This is a genomic window from Mucilaginibacter sp. 3215, from assembly GCF_050433785.1.
Lineage (GTDB): Bacteria > Bacteroidota > Bacteroidia > Sphingobacteriales > Sphingobacteriaceae > Mucilaginibacter.
Genome location: NZ_JBNPWO010000025.1, coordinates 33627 through 52273, shown reverse-complemented (window position 1 = coordinate 52273; position 18647 = coordinate 33627). Strand labels below are relative to the sequence as shown.

Here is an 18647-nt window from a genome sequence, read left to right as displayed (position 1 = left end):
TCTATTTATTATAATATACAGATACTACGGGGCTTTATTCATAACAGAGCAGCCTTAATATTAGTTAATGCCTTTTTCCAGCCTGGCGTTTTGCCCCGCAAATATCTTCCATTCACCGTCCCGTTTTACCACGACGATCATCCGGCGAAACTCAAACGTTTGACCCGGATATCGTTCGTCGCCGGCAAGACCCGTTCGTACGTGTACAACCGCAAGGTCCTGGTTAAGATAGGTAATATCTTCAACAGCCCGGGTATAGTACTGGGTGTTTTTAAAATAAGTATTATGAACCTGCTTATAATGCCTAAAAATATCATCCCGCCCTTTATAGTAGGCGCCAAACCAGTTTACCCAGGTAGCATCAGAGGTGTAGTTGGCAGCCAGTTTTTCCGGGTTATGGCTATTCCATGCATCTTCATAATTTTTGATCATCTGCCGTATCGCAGCGTTGTTCGATGCAGTGTCAGGCTGCTGGGCCAGTACGCTGATACTGCATAGCCATATCAGAAGTATCAGGCTTGTTATCTTTTTCATAGGTATTATATACAGGACGACAAACATCCATAGCGGATACTACAAATAAAGGTGATACTTCATGATGTTACTTATGTTTATGTTACAAATCCTTTACCTTTTGTTACATACAGCTAAACCCGCCCTATTCATCCTTGCGGATGCATGTAGAAATGGCCGGCGGTTGGGATGAAGGAAAAACAAAAAAATCTTTGCCGACTTCTGGCAAGTTTTTACGGCATGAATATTGAAATTAATAGTGTTATGAAATACACACACGCTATTTTAGGAGGAACCGGCCATATCGGTGCCGCGCTTTCGACCGCTTTGCTGCAAAAACAACAAAAGGTGATGATCATTGGCCATGATCCGGCTAAAGCTGCCGAATGGACTGTTAAGGGGGCAGCCTATGAAGTTGCAGACATCCGGGATGCAGCCCGTTTAAAAGAACTGTTCGGGCAGGCGGAGCGCCTGTTTGTGCTGAACCCAAATGCGGCTCCCGATAAAGATATCGATGCGGTGGAAAGGGAACAGATAGGTAGTATCCTAAACGCGCTTGAGGGGTCGGAGCTGAAAAAGATCGTCGCCGCTTCTACCTATGGCGCACAGCCTGGAGATCATATTTTTGACCTCGGTGCACTGTATGAATTAGAGCAGGGCTTAGCCAAATTGGACATCCCGCTGGCAGTGATCCGCAGCGCTTATTACATGAGCAATTTTGACCAGGCAATACCTGCCGTCCGGGAAAAGGGAGAATTAACCACTTTGTTTCCGGCGGACTTTAAGCTACCCATGGTTGCGCCAGCAGATATCGGCGCATTTGCAGCCCAATTAATGCTGGACGACCGGATCGGGCTGTTCTTCCTGGAAGGCCCTGAAACCTATTCTAATCAGGATGTGGCTGAAACATTCGGTAAGCTATTGCACAAAACGGTAAACGTGGTGACTATCCCGGAAGCTGGTTGGAAAGACTTTATGATAAAGGGCGGCTTTTCCGAAAAAGCGGCGGCATCTTTCGCTAATATGACGAGACTTACCATTAGCCAGCAATCGGAAATTCCAACCGCCCAACACGGGCCTACTACCCTGTTTCACTACCTGGAAAAGCAATTGCAGGTTAATGATGCTTAAAATACTGTATCTCTTTTTCGTGTTTCATCGCGGCTTCTTGTTTTACCGCAAGGTCAATCTTTTTACTAACCACAAAAAGAGCTATAAAAATAAAAAGCCTAAGGTCGGCGGTTCGATTCTGCTCCCGCTACTAAATGCGCAATTGAGGCATATTTACAGAAAGGGTTCGCTGATTGTGCGTTTCTCGAACCACTTATTGACAGGGACTGATCGATGAATTATTTAGTGAAAGAACTCCAATGCTTAGTCCAATAACGGCCTAAATCAAAATCGATATGCGGCCCTGTTGTAACCGGCGTATCACCATTTATGCGCACGTTCCATTTTTTTAGCAATATCTTTTTACCATTAAGTTTAAAAAAAGATAGTCCGTAACCATCCCGATATTTAATGTGCCCAATATTAATAATTTTCGAGTCAGCAATATAAAAGAGGTTACTACTCCAATTTCTTCCCATGCAACAATCTTCATATGAATAATAATATTTTGTCCTGGGTATTTCTCGAGCATTCGAACAATTGCCAGCTAACTTAAACCGTTTTGATTTTGGGTCATAAATAATCAGGTCTTGCTGGCCAAAATCCACAGCTATTAATTCTAATACTATATCCTTATATCCATCACTATTAAAATCCAGGAATTTAAAGCTTACAACTCCGCCATCTTTATAGGTGTAAACAATTTTACCGCTCTCATCTTTTATATAGAATTTAACTCCCCAATTGTCAATAATATTAACGGCAGTATATTTATTGCCATCTATAATTTCCGTTCCACGTTGTAAAACTGAATCTTTCTTTAAAACAGCTGAATTAAGGCTTTCCTCAGTTTTTGCACAGAGTTGTTGATAAGAATAATTTAGAGGTAAAGACAATAGCAAAAATTTACAGAGAAAGTTCATTAAGGCAATTTAATCTAAAAGATCGGGGCATGACAGATATGAGCAAAAAAACCTCAATATTATTAATTACTACGGGAGTTCATTTGTCACAATAGACTAAACTTTTAAGAATCTCAAGGAACCAGTTCAAAAATTGCCCGGTAAAAGCTACTAAAGCCGCCATTTGTATACCAATGGCGGCTTTTTACTGATTTTCTTTGAAGGGTCTGGGCAGAACTTTAGATCGCACAGGCCTTTACTCCAATTCGTAGTTGTTTCCTTATTGTTTCTCCACGTGATTAAAAAATTCAGCCATTTGCGCCAAACCAGTTTTTGAAAACATTCTCTCCGAATTTTCCAGCGTGTCTTTTGTGGCTTTAGCTCCTCTTTCAACCATTTCTTTTTCAAAATGGGCAATCGCTTCTTTGATATCAGTAAATTGATTCCCGGTTAAACATTCGGCCAGTTCAAACGAATCCTGCAATGCCACATTAGCACCTTCGCCTGCATATGGTGGCATCCGGTGCGCGGCATCCCCAATCATTGTAAGGCTCTCATCCGTTTCCCAGCTTTGATTTAATGGAAAATAATATTGTGGGCGGGGAATGAAACAAACTGCATCATTTGTAAAAAACTCATGCCATTCATCGCTCCAGCTGGCAAAATCTTTCTTAAACCATTCAAAAACTTCCTCTCTGTTATTGAAATTAATGCCGCTTTGTTCCAGCCAGTTTTCGGGCGTTTTAAAATTCACCACAAACATAATTGAGCCATCGGCTTTTGTGCCGTAACCTACAAATCGCCCGTCATCAAACGCCATTACTTTTCCTCCTTTTGCAAAGGAAAAAAGTTTTGGGGTGTATTTTTCAGCGTTGTAAATATTGCCTTCAATCAGCGTGATACCTGAATAAACCGGTTCAACATCACTTAAATAAGGCCGCACTTTTGAATTGGCCCCGTCAGCCGCAATTACCAGATCGGCATAAGCGTTCGATCCGTTTTTTAAAAACAAACGCCAGCCTTTTCTTTCTCTTTCCATTGAAATGAAATGGCTGTCCCATACCACGGTATCGGACTGCAGGGAGTTCAATAAAATATCCCGCAAAGGCGCGCGGTCTATTTCGGGGCGGGTTTCCGCGGTAATGGTCGCAAAATTGTGGTCATCAAAAGTAATATTGAGCATTCTATCCACAAGCAGCATCTTACTTGCTACAGGACGGTGGTATTTATAAAATTCATCCAGCAAACCGCTCCGTTTCAGCGCTTCCAGTCCTGTGCCTTCGTGCAGGTCGAGCGTAGCGCCCTGCACGCGTACATTTCTGTCCATATCCCGTTCATATACTTTTACATCTGCACCTTTAAGTTGTAAAAGCCTTGCTAAGGCCAGCCCCGCCGGTCCGCCACCTACTATGGCAACCTGTTTATTATCTAATAACATAATTTTTCATCGTTTAATTACGATGCAAAATTATTTCTGCCTGATGGCCGATAATAGTATAAATCGGTCGTTTTTGTTTTTCGATAATTCTTTGGGCACAACGCCCGAAAACTTCTTCACTTCTTTGATAAAGTGGTTCTGGTCAAAAAAGTTCTCCTCCGGAAACAGCCGGCCGTCTGCAATATGCTCCAAGGAGGCGCGGAAACGAAGAATATTGCAATAGGCTTTAAGTGAGATCCCGAATTGCTGATTAAAGTAGCGATTTATCTGCCGGCTGCTCCAAAACACTTTTTCGGAAAGCTCTTTAACCGTGATCCTCCCTTTCGTTACATAAATCAGTTCAAACAATTTTCGTTTACGTTCATCTATTTCTTCCGGAATAAGTGATCTGATCTTTTGCGTTGCTTTTTCTACAAAGCAGTCAAAATCCAACAGATCGTTTTCTGTAAATCCCCAATAACCATCTGGTAAGAATCTGCCACCGTTTACTATATCGGCAATGGCCTCTCCAAAAATATACTCAACGGCAAGCAATTTGAAGCTAACGCAGAATATTACGCTATTGGCCGAAACTTTGGCCTGTTCAAACTGGGTTAGCCCCCCAAGCTGTGCAATATTAAAAGGCTGTGTGGCAGACTTAAAAAGCAATATATCAATAAGTCCGTCCGGTAACCCCGTTGTATCTTTGTCGGCATCCGACAGGTTGCGTAAAAACCAAAAGCTATCAACAAAATCCGAAAGTGGTTTACCGGGCTTAACAATTCTGTATTCCAGGTTATTGCTCATAGCTTTTGTTAATTTACTGTATTACACTTCAAATTAGCTGGTTATCATTGATTTACAGGTGGTTTAATTATTAAGCAGCAGGTAAACTTAAATAAAATGTGGTTCCTGTGCCCATAGTTGTTTCAAACCAAATTTTGCCGTTGGCATTTTCAATAGAGTTTTTGATGAATGCGAGGCCTAAACCCGTTCCGGAGCTTTTGGTGGTAAAGTTTGGCTCAAAAATCTTTTCACGCATCTCTTCCGGAATCCCGTTACCATTATCTTTGATGGTGAGCAGGATATTTTTGCTGGTTACCAGGTAATTAATATCTATGATGCACTTCCTGTCCTGGGGGGTGGCTTCAATAGCATTTTTCAACAGGTTATTAAAACAGCGCAACAGCTGGTCGCGGTCGGCATTGATAATGAACGAATTCTCTGGTTGCAGATAGGTGATCTGCACGTTATCCATCTGTTTAAAAATGGTAACTGCCTGGTTTAACATATCAAAAATATTGATCTGCTCAATGCGGGTATCCGGCATCTTGGCAAATGCCGAAAACTCCGACGCTATCGACGACAGGCTTTCGATCTGCTCCACAAATGATTTGCTGAAACGTTCAAATTTCTGATCAAACTTAGGATCTTTATCCTTCCATGATTTATCAAGCAGTTGTAAGCCCAGTTTTAGCGGCGTTAGCGGGTTTTTGATTTCATGCGCAACCTGCTTGGCCATTTCGCGCCAGGCGCTTTCACGTTCGGATTGTGCCAGCCGCTGGGCACTGTTTTCCAGAGCCGATATCATTTTGTTATACTCCTTAACCAATGCGCCGATTTCGTCATCGCGCGACCATTTGATATGTTCGTTCTTTTTACCGTAGATGGTTTTGCTGAGGCTTTGTTGTATAAAGTTTAACGGCGCGGTTATCTGCCTTGCTATGATGATGGCAAACAGGCCAATTGCTATAAAAACAATGGCGTAAACGTTTATCATTACATTAAGCAATGAGCTTATGCGCTCACGGTAATCGGCTTCATTACTAAAATAAGGCAGCTGGATATAGGCAACCGTTTTGTTTGATGCAGTAAGGGTTACCGGGGCATAGGCCGCTTTATAGTTCAGTTCACCAATTTTTTCGTCGTTTACAAACTCGGTTTTTTGCAGTTTGCTCAAAAAGATAAATGCGCGGGCGTTCATCCGTTTTGCCACGAGGCCGTTTTCATAAATTTTAGGCTGAGTGGTTAGCAGGGGAACCCCATTAGTATCAAACAAAGTAAGGTCGGTTGCGTAAGTATTGGCCAGCTCATTAAAATGAACCTGGCTCTCCTCATTGATATGCTCAACGTACTGGGTAAAAAGACCGTTTTCAAATGCCGATGCTATACGGGTTATTTTATCCCTGATCATTTTTTCCTGCTGGGTATAGTACTGGTTACTGATGGATAAAAAAGTAATAAAACCAACAAGCACCAGGGTAACCACTACGGCCAGTATCATCGAGATCTGGATGCGGGTTTTATACAATACCTTATCAAAATTTATCCTGAAGTTTATCTTCAGCCCGTCTTCGGCTATGTTAAAGATCTTGATGCGGGCCCATGACCATTTTAAAGTGATGATAACCGCGCTGAATATCAGTATAACCACCAAAAAGAAGGTGAGCGAAGTAACCGCATAGTAAAGCGAGTTTTCCTCCCTGCTAACAACAATCAGGTTTCTTTCGCTGGGCCTGTATATCAGGTGATTGTATGTTGTAAAGCTTTCGTACCAGGCAGTACTGTGATTTTGAGTGGTTTTTTCGGTGTATTTTTTCAGCTCGCCTTTAAACTCCCTGTTATCAAGCGGGTAAACATAGGTGCCGCGCTGGCTCAGCAATTTGTTATCGCTATAAAAGGCGTATGAATAATCTTTAAAGTCATTTTCAGGGCTTATGTTGCCGTCAATCAATAACTCAGGGAAAGCGCCCGATAATTGCAGCGGTTTTGATTTAAGCTCTATTACAATAGTGCCCAATTGTTTATTACTGGTATTTACAGGCAGTATGGCAAAGTAATTCTGGTATCCGAACGATTCATTTTCGCGGTAAAAATAGTCGGATACCTTAAATGAGCTATATAGTACGAGGTCTTTAAACACACTCAGCGAGTAGTTTTTATCTGCCGATGTAGGCTCATCATTGGCATCAAATTCATGAACTTTAAACTCGTACTTTGACAGGTAGCCATCAAAATAAAGTTTTTGGAAACGGGTTTTAAGATAATCGCCGTTGTGCAGGCCATTGGTAAAATAGCGAACTATGGCGGTATCCGTTATAATTTGATTTTCTATCCTTTTAAAAATATAATCGGCTGTAGCATCATCCGGGATCTCCAGTTTTTGTACCAGGGCTTTCCGGGTTTCGTGCTCTTTCAGGTCTTCAAAGTGATTAAGCTTAATGGCTGCTATCAAGGCACAAATAAACACGATACCTAAAAACGACGTGGCAAAAAGCTGTTCTTTATAGTAAATAAAACTATAAGCCCTTATCAGTACCAACAATGCCCACAATATGTAAAACAACGTAAATTCATGAAAATAGGTAAACGCAGCGGTAGCCATGATAATTCCCGCCAAAAACAGGTATAACTGGTGCGTTCGGGGTACGTTAAGCTTCAGACATATGGTTAAAATGATTTCATTGAGCAGGTAAAATATCAAAAAGCTAAAGCACAGCATTAATACCCCCAATATGCTGAACCCTGTTAAGCTGAGTACATTGTTTACATCAAAATTGATTTTTGAGTTGATAACCAGGCCATGAAACAAACGCAATAATGATGTTGACACCCCTATAAGGGTTAAAATAGCAATAACCACGATAACATAGCCGGCAGTTTTGTTTTGCACATTGGTTAAAAGCCTGCGGCGCTGCCTGTACACGAAGGCTACAAACCAAAAAATGACCAGGATATTGATACAAAAATCGCCCAGCGAAGGATAAACCAGGCTTGAGCCATAAAATGCCGGATTGAAAATGCTAAGCTTATAAGTAAAATCGGGCAGATTATAATGCAGGTTAACAAACCTGAACAGCACGATATATAAAGCAAGGAATATGACAGATAATACCACATACCCTTTTGCTGCCACGTAATTGCAAATATTGTGCATCAGTACACAAAGCGTAATGGCGGTGAGGATCCAAAATGAAAGTTCATAGTAAACAAAATCATTATTGGCGTCATTATTTTTAAGCTTTACCGAAAACAGGTAATCATTAACGCTGCTATGAACTTCATAAACGTTGAGATCTGTAAAATCGGCTATGTCAATGTTATCATCGTCGAGAAGATCCCTGGCAAATTTGTTTTGAAGATATTTGTTTTGGAACGCGTAATTGATTTTAACCGGAATAAAGAAGATAACGGAAAAGTTTCCCTCCGTTTTCCGGAAGGTTTCATAATACCCATTAGGCTGCTTAATAAAGGAATAACCATCTTTAATGGTATTGGTACTATCGGGCAATACTTTTATGCCGCTCCAAAAGCTTAATTTATTATTGGTTAAGGTTATAAACCAAATGTTGTTTTTGGTAGTAAAATTTTCAATAGCATTAATAGCATCCTGCTCATTATTGCGCAGGTTCATCATCTTTTTAAAACGTTCGGTGCCGTTAAGCTGCTTATTTATAAACGCTTCTTTGTTATGGAGGTTTTCTTCCAGTATCCGGGCAGACTGCACAAGACTATTTACGGGCGTATATGTTTTTTGAACAATAACGGCCGTAAGCAGCAAACTAAGCCCTAAAAGGGCAAGCAATAGGCGTATTTTTCCGGAAGTAGTCAAGATGTTGCTATACTATGGATTTTTTGTTTAATACAAGCCTATAACAAAAATAAAAGCCACATGTTGTATGTGGCTTTTAAAAATTATTGCGGTAACGCGGCGCTTGCAGTTTCAACGGTTTTATCAACCTTTTTAACAAGGCCCTGCAGTACGTTGCCCGGCCCCACTTCGGTAAATGAGGTAGCGCCATCTTCAAGCATGTGCATTACTGTTTGTGTCCACCTAACGGCACCGGTAAGCTGGGCTATCAGGTTGTGTTTAATCAGTTCAGGATCGGTATATGGCTTGGCATCTATGTTTTGATAGATCGGGCAAACCGGGGCTTTGATCTCGGTAGCCACAATCGCGGCTTCCAGTTCAACCCTCGCGGCTTCCATTAACGGTGAATGGAAAGCTCCGCCTACTTTGAGCTTTAGCGCACGTTTTGCACCGGCTTCGGTCATTTTAATACAAGCCTCGTCAATACCGGCAATGGAGCCCGATATCACCAACTGGCCAGGGCAGTTGTAATTTGCAGGCACAACAACCTCGCTTATACGCTGGCAAATATCTTCTACCGTAAAATCATCCAGGCCTAAAATAGCGGCCATGGTTGATGGTTGTATTTCACAAGCTTTTTGCATAGCGTTGGCACGTGCTGCTACCAAACGCAAGCCATCTTCAAATGACAAAGCCCCTGCGGCTACCAGGGCCGAAAATTCGCCCAGGGAGTGGCCCGCAACCATTTCGGGCTTAAAATCATCACCCAAAACCGTGGCCAAAATGGTTGAATGTAAGTAAATAGCAGGCTGGGTAACGCTGGTTTGCACCAGGTCATCGGCTGTGCCTTCAAACATTACATCAGTAATGCGGAAACCCAGGATTTCGTTGGCTTTTTCAAACAACTCACGTGCTTTTTCTGATTGATCGTACAGGTCTTTGCCCATACCCGGAAACTGGGCGCCCTGGCCCGGGAAAATATATGCTTTCATTTTAGAGATTAGAGGTTAGTTAATTAGAGATTGGTTGTTATTTGATTAAAGGCGGGAGTCGATCAAGCTTTTTAAAAACTAATCTCTGATCTCCAACCTCTAATCTCTCCCCAAAGGGCTTAACTCAACTTCGAACTTATCAAATTCAAAAATTCAGTCCTGGTTTTTTCTTTCAGGAACTCGCCGGTAAATGCCGATGTGGTGGTTACCGAGTTTTGTTTTTGTACGCCGCGCATGCTCATGCACAGGTGACGGCATTCAATTACCACACCAACGCCCACAGGGTTCAGTGTTTGCTGAATACAATCGCGGATCTCGTTTGTTAAACGCTCCTGCACCTGCAAACGGCGGGCGAAAACATCAACCACACGTGGAATTTTGCTCAAACCAACCACATGCCCGTTAGGGATATAAGCCACGTGCGCCTTGCCAAAAAATGGCAGCATATGGTGCTCGCACATCGAATAAACCTCAATGTCCTTTACTACCACCATCTGGCTGTAATCTTCCCTGAATTTGGCCGAGTTCAGGATCTCTTCGGCATTAAGCTCGTAACCGTGGGTTAAATAAAGCATGGCTTTGGCAACGCGCTCGGGAGTTTTTAACAAACCCTCGCGTGCGGCATCTTCGCCTATTTGCTTTAATACGTTATGGTAGTTATCTTTCAAACTATCAATCCGGTCCTGGTTATAACGATCTATTTTAATGTATCCGCCGAAATCGTCGTCGTCGGTATCCTGGCTAAATTGTGAGTCGCTCATTTTATAAAATTAACCGCCAAAATACTCGGCAGAATTATTCTCAGTTTCATAAAGCTTAACCGAATGTAAAAACACCCCCTCATAAGCTTCAATAGGTCCTTTTAACTGGTTAAAGATCTCAATACAGAGCAACTCGGTCGATGCCATTTTACCCGCCATAAAATCAACATCCTTGTTGATGTTTTTATGGTCAAGTTTTTCAATAACATACTCGTTGATTATAATTTTAAGCTCTTTTAAATCGATAAGATAACCGGTGGCGTGCGTGACTTCGCCCTTTACAGTTACAAACAGGTTGTAATTGTGACCATGCCAGTTGGGGTTGGCGCATTTGCCAAACACCTCAAAGTTTTTTTCAGCGCTCCATTCCTCACGGTACATCCGGTGAGCGGCATTAAAATGTTCCTTGCGCGTTATATGTATCATCATAACAAAAGTGGGTGCAAATATACAAAACAAAAACAGGGTAGTTGTTTTATATTAGCCGTCAAAATAATGCAATATGCTTATACTCATTGTTGCAGCTACCAAATTTGAGGTTGAGCCGTTGGCCAATGCCTTTGGCAGCAAGGTTGATGTACTGATAACCGGTGCAGGCATGGTACCAACAGCCTTTGGCATGGCCCGGCAATTAAGCAACCATACCTATGATCTTGTGCTCAATCTTGGCATAGCAGGCAGTTTCGACCGCAATTTCAATTTAGGCGATGTAGTAGAGGTTACCGAAGATACCTTTGCCGAACTTGGAGCCCAGGATGATGAGGCTTTTATCTCTATAGACGCCCTCGGCTTTGGCGAAAGCATTTTTTTGCCTACAACATCGCTTGAGCAGGTTTATCCCGCCTTTTTTCTAAAAAAAGCAAAGGCTATAACTGTTAATATGGTACATGGGCACGAACCATCCATTCAAAAAGTACAGCAACGGTTAAACCCGCAACTGGAAAGCATGGAAGGCGCGGCTTTTTTTTACGCCTGCCGGCAGGTGAACGTACCGGGCATGCAAATCAGGGCAGTGTCAAATTATGTTGAAAAACGCAACCGCGAAGCCTGGAACATTGGGCTGGCCATTAAAAATCTGAATACATTTGCCATCGACCTGGTGAGCCAGATCATTAACAGTTAATCTGCTACCCGTATGAAACTAACCCTCGGATTTTCGCCCTGCCCTAACGATACATTTATTTTTGATGCCCTTATTCACCATAAAATTGACACCGAAGGCCTGGAGTTTGAAGTATTTTATGATGATGTGGAAACGCTTAATCAAAAAGCTTTTCGCGGTGAGCTGGATATTACCAAGCTAAGCTATCATGCCTTTGCCTTTGTAACCGATAGATATGTACTGCTCGATTCGGGCAGCGCGCTGGGTTTTGGAGTTGGCCCCATGCTGATCTTTAATCCGCCAATTACTCGTTTCTTTAAAGATGATGACGATAAAGAAGTTTTTAGAGGCGAATCGGGCACAAGTGAAAAAGTTGACTTAATACCTATCGTTTCGCGGTCAAAGATTGGGATACCTGGGAAATATACAACCGCGAACTTTTTATTAAGCCTCGCATTTCCGGAAGCAAATAACAAAACAGAGATTGTTTTTTCTGAAATAGAAAACTCGGTATTAAACGGAACAATTGATTTTGGATTGATCATCCATGAAAACAGGTTTACTTATAAGGAAAAAGGGCTTGCGAAATTAGTCGATCTTGGTAGCTACTGGGAAAAACGTACAGGCTGTGCAATTCCATTGGGTGGCATTGTAGCTAACCGCAATTTACCATTAGATGTTCAGCATAAAATTAACAGGGTGCTGCGTAAATCGGTGGAGTTTGCTTTTGCCAATCCAAAATCAGGCCTGGAGTTCATTAAACAACACGCCCAGGAAATGAGCGAAGAAGTGATGTATAAACACATTGAACTGTATGTAAACCAATACTCCGTTGAGTTGGGCGAAGAAGGGCGTAAAGCTATTAACCTGATGTTTGATACTGCTTTGGAGAAGGGCATTATACCGGAGGTGAAGGATGGGATATTTTTGACAAATTAAAAAACTGAAATTATTAAAACAACGTCATTGCGAGGTACGAAGCAATCGCGAACTATACAGAGCTGCCCAGCTTATCGGGGATTGCTTCGTACCTCGCAATGACGGCTCTTATATTATAACTCCTTTTTAACAGTAAGTTGCCAATCAATACAACAAAGCATCATAAGGATACCTTTCAGTATGTATAGCCTTCACTTCTTTATAAAGTAAGGCCCTAAACTCCTCCACATTTTCCTTTTTAGTTGCGGAGATAAATATGGCAGGAGCATTGTTTTTGGCCATCCAGCTTTGTTTAAAGTCTTCCAGTGTTAATGGTTCTTCCTGTTGCGGTAACTGGTGATCTTCGGGTTTAAAAGCGTCTATTTTGTTAAATACAGTAATAATGCGTTTATCAATAGCGCCGATATCTTTGAGGGTTTCGTTAACCGTACGGATCTGATCTTCAAAATTAGGGTGTGAAATATCTACCACATGGATCAGGATATCCGCTTCGCGGGTTTCATCAAGCGTCGATTTAAAACACTCAACCAAATGGTGGGGCAGCTTACGGATAAAGCCTACCGTATCCGACATCAGGAAAGGCAGGTTTTCAATCACAACTTTCCTCACGGTGGTATCTAACGTAGCAAACAGCTTATTCTCCGCAAACACCTCCGATTTGGCAATCATGTTCATTATTGTTGATTTGCCTACGTTGGTATAACCAACCAATGCCGTACGCACCAGTTGATGGCGGTTTTTACGCTGGGTTTCGTTCTGTTTATCTATCTGCCTTAGCTTATCCTTTAGTAAGGAGATTTTATTCAGGATCAAACGACGGTCGGTTTCAATTTGCGACTCACCCGGGCCGCGCATACCAATACCTCCCTTCTGGCGCTCCAAGTGTGTCCAGAGGCGAGTAAGGCGGGGTAATAAATATTGCAATTGTGCTAACTCAACCTGGGTTTTGGCCTGCGCTGTTTGAGCACGGCTTGCAAAAATATCCAGGATCAGGTTATTGCGGTCCAGGATCTTTACCTGTAGTTCGTTCTCAATATTACGCAATTGTGAAGGCGAAAGGCCATCATCAAAAATAACTATATCAATTTCTTCTTCTTTAACGTAGGCTTTAATATCTTCCAGCTTACCTGAGCCAACAAAAGTTGCCCTGTCCGGGCGCTGCAGTTTTTGAGTAAAGTGGGTAACAGTCAATGCCCCAGCCGTGCTGGCCAAAAACTCTAACTCTTCCAGGTGTTCCTTCTCAATCTCGTCGGTTTCGTTAGGGGTTATTACACCAACAAGTACAGCTTTTTCCTGCTTCACAGCAGTATCATAAAATTTTTGCTTCATTAATTACAGTATATCAATCCAAATGCCAATTGAATAAATGTACGTAAACGGGGCTGTGAAATAAAATTTTAATGTCAAAATAACATAAGCGGGAATAAATTCATGACAGAAGCTTTCATTATGAAAAATTAAATTAAAATGACTAAAAAAATTTGCTTTTAAATATTCCGGTAATTGTTATTTTTGATTTGATTAAACCTCATCACGATGAACAGGCTCTTACTGCTGCTTGGAGCAGCCCTATTTAGGTTACCGGCTAAAACCTCAAAAGCCGGAACACATCTCCATTTTTTTCATTTTATAACTTGACCATATCAGTACCCGAACGATTACGTATCATTCTGCGATCATCTGTTTGCTCTGAATTAAAATAATCCTGATAGGCAAATGCACCTCATGTAATGCTCTATTAGCCTGCACTCAAACCATTATAGTATAATTTAAACCCTTACAATTAATTTAAATGAATAAGTTATTAACCCTTATTGCAATAGGAGCCTTTGCAACTGCCGCAAAAGCACAAGCTCCTGCTATCTCTACCGCTCAGGCCTTTGGCAAGGTGGACAAAGCCGACCTTGAAATGAAAGCCTGCGATTTTGAAAAAGATGCCAACGCTGAAATTCTTTTTGATAAAGGCGAAGTGTACTTCGATACCCAATACAATATCATATTTGAAAGGCACAGGCGGATTAAAATATTTAACGATAATGGTAAAGATGAGGCCAATATCCGGTTATCTTATATCAGTGCCAATCATTCGGAATTTATAACAGGCTTACAGGCCGAAACTATTAACCTTGAAAATGGCGTGGCAACTCCAATTAAGGTCGACAAAAAGCAGATCTTCACACAAACAGTCGACAAAAGCCGCTCCGCAATTGTTTTTTCGTTCCCTAATGTAAAACCCGGTAGTATTATTGAATATAAATACAGGCATACCATTAATAACATTGTTGATTTTCCCGACTGGTATTTTCAGGACGAATTACCTACACGCTACAGCGAGCTTAATACCAATATTCCGGATATTCTAACTTACAAAAACCTGGTAAACCTTCATTACCCTTTGGTGGTGGATAAAACTTCGGGCAGTAATACCCACACCCAGGCAATGGCCAACATCCCTTCGGTAAAAGAGGAGCCATACATGGATGCCATTAACGATAATTCGGAAAGGATCCTTTTCCAGTTGCTAAGCGTTCGCGGAACTTTTATGCACAGCTTCTCCGACACATGGACAAAAGTTGGCGAAAATGTTGTTAAATGGGAAGATTTCGGCGAACAGCTTAACCGCAAACTCGCAGGCGAGGAAACAATTGTTGCTAAAGCAAAAACTTTCAAAACCGACGAAGAAAAAATAGCCTACATTTTTAACGAGGTTAAAAACACCATGAAATGGGACGAGTCATATGACAAAACCACCAACGATGGTACAGTTAAAGCATGGGAAAAGAAAACCGGCAATTCAACAGAGGTAAACCTCATCCTTTATCATTTACTTCAAAAAGCGGGCTTAAAGGTTTACCCTATGATGGTTAGTACCCGTAAACATGGCCGCATAAACCCGGCTTATCCAAACTCATACCAGTTTAACAGCACGGTGGCTTATATACCTGTTGATAGCGCAAAACACTACGTACTTGATGCGACCAGCAAATACAATCTTTATAACCAAATCCCTTATAACTACCTTAATTCATTTGGTTTTTTAATAAACAAAGCGGATAATGTTTACGAAATGACGTTTTTACAAAATACTGATGCGGTAAGACAGGTAGTTTTGATTAACGCCGAAATTAAGCCTGATGGCAAAATGGCCGGAAGCGCCGATATCAGCAGCTTTGCCTATAACAGGATCAATGTTATAAGAGGTTATAAAACCGATGGTGAAAAAAAATATATTGAAAACCTGCGCGATAATAACAACAGCCTTAAAATATCGTCGCTAAAAATTGAAGATATTGACGTTGATACGCTACCTGTACGTCAAAACATCAATTTCAATCTCGACCTTGCAGGCTCAGATGATAATTATATCTACTTTAATTCAAACCTGTTTACCGATCTTAAAAAGAACCCGTTTTTAAGTGAAAACCGTACTACAGATATCAACTTCGGCTATCGTGACAACTATGCTATAACCGGCATTTTTAAGCTGCCTGCAGGTTATAAAGTTGATGCCTTACCTAAAAGCGTAAGTATGGCTACTCCTGATAACTCCATTGTGTTTAAACGCATGGTAGCCGAACAGGATGGGCAGATCATGGTACGTCTTAATATCGATCACAAAAAATCGATATACTTTAAAGAAGAATATGCTGATTTTCATGAGTTCTGTAAAAAAATGTACGAGATGATCAACGAGCAGATCGTGCTTAAAAAGTCATAATAAATAATATGTTCAGTAAATATTTTAACAGGCTGCTGCAGTTAGCAGCAGCCCTGTTTGTTTTAGCAGCTAAAAGCTACGGACAGGATAAAACCATTCCTAAAGATCTTTATATAGCCTCAACTATTCCCGATTCATTGAAGGAGGATGCAAATTCTGTAGTGCGCTATAGCATGGAAGATGATAATTTTATAGGTCCCGGTAAAGCGGAAGAGCACTTCCATACTATTGTTACCATCTTAAATGAAAAAGGAAACGACGAGGCCGAGAAGGTTTTACAATACAACAGAAAGTACAGCCTGGTAAATTCATTTGAAATGCGTGTTTACGGTGCTGATGGTACCCTCATCAAAAAATATCACAAAAGTGATATGTATGATAGGTTAGCTGTTGACAATGAAACCATGGCAACTGATGACAGGCTGCTTGCTATAAGCCATACCATTGCCAGTTATCCTACAACTGTTGAGTTTATTTATGATTTAGATGTTAGGAGCCTGATGGACCTTGGAAGCTGGGCTTACCAGGATTATGAACAATCTGTTCAAAATGCCTATTATCACATCTCCATTAACAGCGATGCCGGCTTTAGGTACCTGAATAAGAATACCAATATTAAGCCACAAAAAACCACCGCCGATAAAATTGACAGCTATTCGTGGAAGGTTGCCAACCTAAAAGCCTTTAAGCATGAAGAAGGGTCAAAGGGATGGCGGGTATTGCCAAGGGTCTATTTTGCCGCCAGCGATTTTGAGTTTTACGGCGTGCCCGGCAATATCAGTACCTGGCAAAACTATGGCAAATGGCAACAAAAATTGAATGCAGATGTATGTACACTTAGCCCGGAGCGGGTTGAGGAAATAAAGAAAATGACTGCCGATATAAAAACTGATAAAGAAAAAGTAAAGTTTTTATATGAATATATGCAACACAATGTACGTTATGTGAGCATACAATTAGGTATAGGCGGCTGGAAACCCTTCCCCGCAACATTTGTTGATCAGAAAAAATATGGTGACTGCAAGGCTTTATCTAATTATATGTCGGCCTTACTTAAAGCGGTAAATATACCTTCGTGCTATGCAATCATAAACGCGGGCGCAAACATGCAACCGGCAGACCCTTCATTCCCTTACGATCCTTTTAACCACATTATATTATGTGTACCGCTTAAAAGCGATACTACCTGGCTTGAATGCACAAGCCAGACCCAGGCTTTTGGAAAGTTAGGCTCATTTACCGAAAACAGGTATGCGTTATTAGTCACTGAAGATGGTGGCAAACTCGTAAAAACGCCTAAGAGTATAGATACCGATAACCAGTTTAACAGCGAAGTACATATCACACTTGATGCCGATGGCGGTGCCAAGGCAAACGTCAAAATCATCAGTACAGGCGATTACAGGGACGATTATCTTGGCTTAATGTATTTAAAAACAGATGAACAGAAATCGAAGGTGATAACTATGTTGAACATGAAACAGCCTTCCGTTTTTACTTTTAAACCGTCAACAGACAAAGATGGGGTAAAAGAAGTCGACATCGATCTGGAGTACGATAAGTTTTGTGATGTATCAGCAGGTGGCAAACAGTTTTATAAACCAAGAGTATTTGATTTATGGCAGTCAACATTCCCGGTAGAAGAAAAACGAAAAAGTGATTATTATTTTGAAGTACCCATGTTAAAAACATGTGTTACTACTATCGATCTGCCTGCCGGCTTTGAAATTGATGCCCTGCCTGCCGATCAAAGCCTTAAATTTACTTACGGTACTTATGATGTTAAGTATGTTTATGATGCAACTAAAAACCAGGTAGTAAGCACTACCAAATTCAATTTAAAAAACCATGTGATCCCCGCTGCCAAATACACCGAAATGCAGGTTTATATGGATGCGATTGCCAAAGCCCAAAATAAAAAGCTGGTGATACGCCGTAAAGCATAAATTTGTGCCTGATGATATTCAGGCTCGACAAACGTTTAATATTTCCAAAGCCCGATCTGGCCGAATCAGACGGGCTTTTGGCTGTTGGCGGTGATTTGAGTACTGAACGGTTATTGCTTGCCTATCAAAACGGCATTTTTCCCTGGTATAGTGATGATACACCTATCCTGTGGTATTCGCCTCATGAACGGTTTGTTTTATTTCCTGATGAGTTGAAAGTATCCAAATCCATGCGGCAGGTATTACGCTCAGGCAAACTGAACGTTACTGTTGATACCTGCTTTAACGATGTCATAACAGCCTGTTCAACCGCTCCGCGTGAAGGGCAGGATGGCACCTGGATTGTGCCCGATATGATAGCTGCATACAATCGCCTGCATTTGGAAGGCTATGCCCACTCTGTTGAGGTATGGCAGGATGACAAGCTGGTAGGCGGGCTTTACGGTGTACACGTAGGTGATGTTTTTTGTGGGGAGAGTATGTTTAGCCGCGTCAGCAACGCTTCAAAAACAGCGCTCATCTGTCTGTGCAATACAGGGCTTTACAAGCTTATCGATTGTCAGGTACACACCGGTCATCTCGAATCGCTGGGAGCAAGGATGATAAGCCGGGAGCAATATATGGATGTATTGCTAAATAATTTAGTTTGATTAGTT

General features: G+C 41.4%; 15 protein-coding genes. 6 read left to right on the top strand and 9 right to left on the bottom strand.

The features are described 5' to 3' along the window. Window positions 1–60: 60 nt before the first annotated feature. Entirely contained in the window at window positions 61–534 is a 474-nt protein-coding gene (locus ABIC84_RS25400) for an SgcJ/EcaC family oxidoreductase (protein ID WP_426582738.1), read from the bottom strand. 243 nt (window positions 535–777) lie between these two features. Here ABIC84_RS25400 and ABIC84_RS25395 point away from each other — a divergent pair, with 243 nt between their 5' ends. Then, window positions 778–1644, top strand: coding sequence for an NmrA family NAD(P)-binding protein (locus ABIC84_RS25395; protein WP_429265395.1), 867 nt, complete (start codon window positions 778–780; stop codon window positions 1642–1644). Window positions 1645–1862: 218 nt separating this feature from the next. Here ABIC84_RS25395 and ABIC84_RS25390 read toward each other — a convergent pair whose 3' ends face one another. The 7 genes from ABIC84_RS25390 to ABIC84_RS25360 all read right to left on the bottom strand — a co-directional run bounded on the left by ABIC84_RS25390 (window position 1863) and on the right by ABIC84_RS25360 (window position 10712). Then, the gene (locus ABIC84_RS25390; RefSeq protein WP_429265394.1) at window positions 1863–2546 is read right to left on the bottom strand and encodes a hypothetical protein; all 684 of its coding nucleotides are present in this window, start codon (window positions 2544–2546) and stop codon (window positions 1863–1865) included. Window positions 2547–2805: 259 nt separating this feature from the next. Continuing rightward, window positions 2806–3963, bottom strand: coding sequence for an FAD-dependent oxidoreductase (locus ABIC84_RS25385; RefSeq protein WP_429265393.1), 1158 nt, complete (start codon window positions 3961–3963; stop codon window positions 2806–2808). A 30-nt stretch (window positions 3964–3993) separates the two neighbouring features. Then, window positions 3994–4749 (bottom strand): DUF6597 domain-containing transcriptional factor, encoded by a 756-nt coding sequence (locus ABIC84_RS25380; RefSeq protein WP_426582749.1) that lies wholly within the window; start codon window positions 4747–4749, stop codon window positions 3994–3996. 70 nt (window positions 4750–4819) lie between these two features. Beyond that, on the bottom strand, window positions 4820–8554 hold the full coding sequence (locus ABIC84_RS25375; protein WP_429265392.1) for an ATP-binding protein: 3735 nt from the start codon (window positions 8552–8554) through the stop codon (window positions 4820–4822). An 83-nt stretch (window positions 8555–8637) separates the two neighbouring features. Beyond that, a complete protein-coding gene (fabD, locus tag ABIC84_RS25370; protein ID WP_426582753.1) occupies window positions 8638–9525 on the bottom strand; it encodes an ACP S-malonyltransferase in 888 nt (295 codons plus the stop codon). A 119-nt stretch (window positions 9526–9644) separates the two neighbouring features. Then, entirely contained in the window at window positions 9645–10286 is a 642-nt protein-coding gene (gene folE, locus ABIC84_RS25365; protein WP_090534521.1) for a GTP cyclohydrolase I FolE, read from the bottom strand. Window positions 10287–10295: 9 nt separating this feature from the next. After that, window positions 10296–10712: a 6-pyruvoyl trahydropterin synthase family protein gene (locus ABIC84_RS25360; RefSeq protein ID WP_090534603.1), complete on the bottom strand. Its 417-nt coding sequence runs from the start codon at window positions 10710–10712 to the stop codon at window positions 10296–10298. 76 nt (window positions 10713–10788) lie between these two features. Between ABIC84_RS25360 and mqnB the strand changes: the two genes are divergently transcribed. Next, window positions 10789–11409, top strand: coding sequence for a futalosine hydrolase (gene mqnB, locus ABIC84_RS25355; RefSeq protein WP_429265391.1), 621 nt, complete (start codon window positions 10789–10791; stop codon window positions 11407–11409). A 12-nt stretch (window positions 11410–11421) separates the two neighbouring features. Then, window positions 11422–12327 carry a menaquinone biosynthesis family protein gene (locus tag ABIC84_RS25350; RefSeq protein WP_429265390.1) on the top strand — a complete coding sequence of 302 codons (906 nt, stop codon included), beginning with the start codon at window positions 11422–11424 and terminating at the stop codon, window positions 12325–12327. Between the two features lie 144 nt (window positions 12328–12471). On the opposite strand, the gene hflX is transcribed toward ABIC84_RS25350, so the two are convergent. Beyond that, window positions 12472–13656, bottom strand: coding sequence for a GTPase HflX (hflX, locus tag ABIC84_RS25345; RefSeq protein ID WP_426582762.1), 1185 nt, complete (start codon window positions 13654–13656; stop codon window positions 12472–12474). A gap of 463 nt (window positions 13657–14119) precedes the next feature. Between hflX and ABIC84_RS25340 the strand changes: the two genes are divergently transcribed. The 3 genes from ABIC84_RS25340 to aat are packed head-to-tail and all read left to right on the top strand — an operon-like array spanning window position 14120 to window position 18641. Further along, on the top strand, window positions 14120–16045 hold the full coding sequence (locus ABIC84_RS25340; RefSeq protein ID WP_429265389.1) for a DUF3857 domain-containing protein: 1926 nt from the start codon (window positions 14120–14122) through the stop codon (window positions 16043–16045). A gap of 8 nt (window positions 16046–16053) precedes the next feature. Beyond that, complete coding sequence (locus tag ABIC84_RS25335) at window positions 16054–17991, top strand: DUF3857 domain-containing protein (RefSeq protein WP_429265388.1); 1938 nt, start codon at window positions 16054–16056, stop codon at window positions 17989–17991. A gap of 11 nt (window positions 17992–18002) precedes the next feature. Further along, the gene (aat, locus tag ABIC84_RS25330) at window positions 18003–18641 is read left to right on the top strand and encodes a leucyl/phenylalanyl-tRNA--protein transferase (RefSeq protein ID WP_429265387.1); all 639 of its coding nucleotides are present in this window, start codon (window positions 18003–18005) and stop codon (window positions 18639–18641) included. The last annotated feature ends 6 nt before the right edge of the window (window positions 18642–18647 follow it).

Coding starts and splice junctions, on each gene's coding strand:
- ABIC84_RS25400 (WP_426582738.1), bottom strand. CDS start 534: ATGAAAAAGATAACAAGCCTGATACTTCTGATATGGCTATGCAGTATC.
- ABIC84_RS25395 (WP_429265395.1), top strand. CDS start 778: ATGAAATACACACACGCTATTTTAGGAGGAACCGGCCATATCGGTGCC.
- ABIC84_RS25390 (WP_429265394.1), bottom strand. CDS start 2,546: ATGAACTTTCTCTGTAAATTTTTGCTATTGTCTTTACCTCTAAATTAT.
- ABIC84_RS25385 (WP_429265393.1), bottom strand. CDS start 3,963: ATGTTATTAGATAATAAACAGGTTGCCATAGTAGGTGGCGGACCGGCG.
- ABIC84_RS25380 (WP_426582749.1), bottom strand. CDS start 4,749: ATGAGCAATAACCTGGAATACAGAATTGTTAAGCCCGGTAAACCACTT.
- fabD (WP_426582753.1), bottom strand. CDS start 9,525: ATGAAAGCATATATTTTCCCGGGCCAGGGCGCCCAGTTTCCGGGTATG.
- folE (WP_090534521.1), bottom strand. CDS start 10,286: ATGAGCGACTCACAATTTAGCCAGGATACCGACGACGACGATTTCGGC.
- ABIC84_RS25360 (WP_090534603.1), bottom strand. CDS start 10,712: ATGATACATATAACGCGCAAGGAACATTTTAATGCCGCTCACCGGATG.
- mqnB (WP_429265391.1), top strand. CDS start 10,789: ATGCTTATACTCATTGTTGCAGCTACCAAATTTGAGGTTGAGCCGTTG.
- ABIC84_RS25350 (WP_429265390.1), top strand. CDS start 11,422: ATGAAACTAACCCTCGGATTTTCGCCCTGCCCTAACGATACATTTATT.
- hflX (WP_426582762.1), bottom strand. CDS start 13,656: ATGAAGCAAAAATTTTATGATACTGCTGTGAAGCAGGAAAAAGCTGTA.
- ABIC84_RS25340 (WP_429265389.1), top strand. CDS start 14,120: ATGAATAAGTTATTAACCCTTATTGCAATAGGAGCCTTTGCAACTGCC.
- ABIC84_RS25335 (WP_429265388.1), top strand. CDS start 16,054: ATGTTCAGTAAATATTTTAACAGGCTGCTGCAGTTAGCAGCAGCCCTG.
- aat (WP_429265387.1), top strand. CDS start 18,003: ATGATATTCAGGCTCGACAAACGTTTAATATTTCCAAAGCCCGATCTG.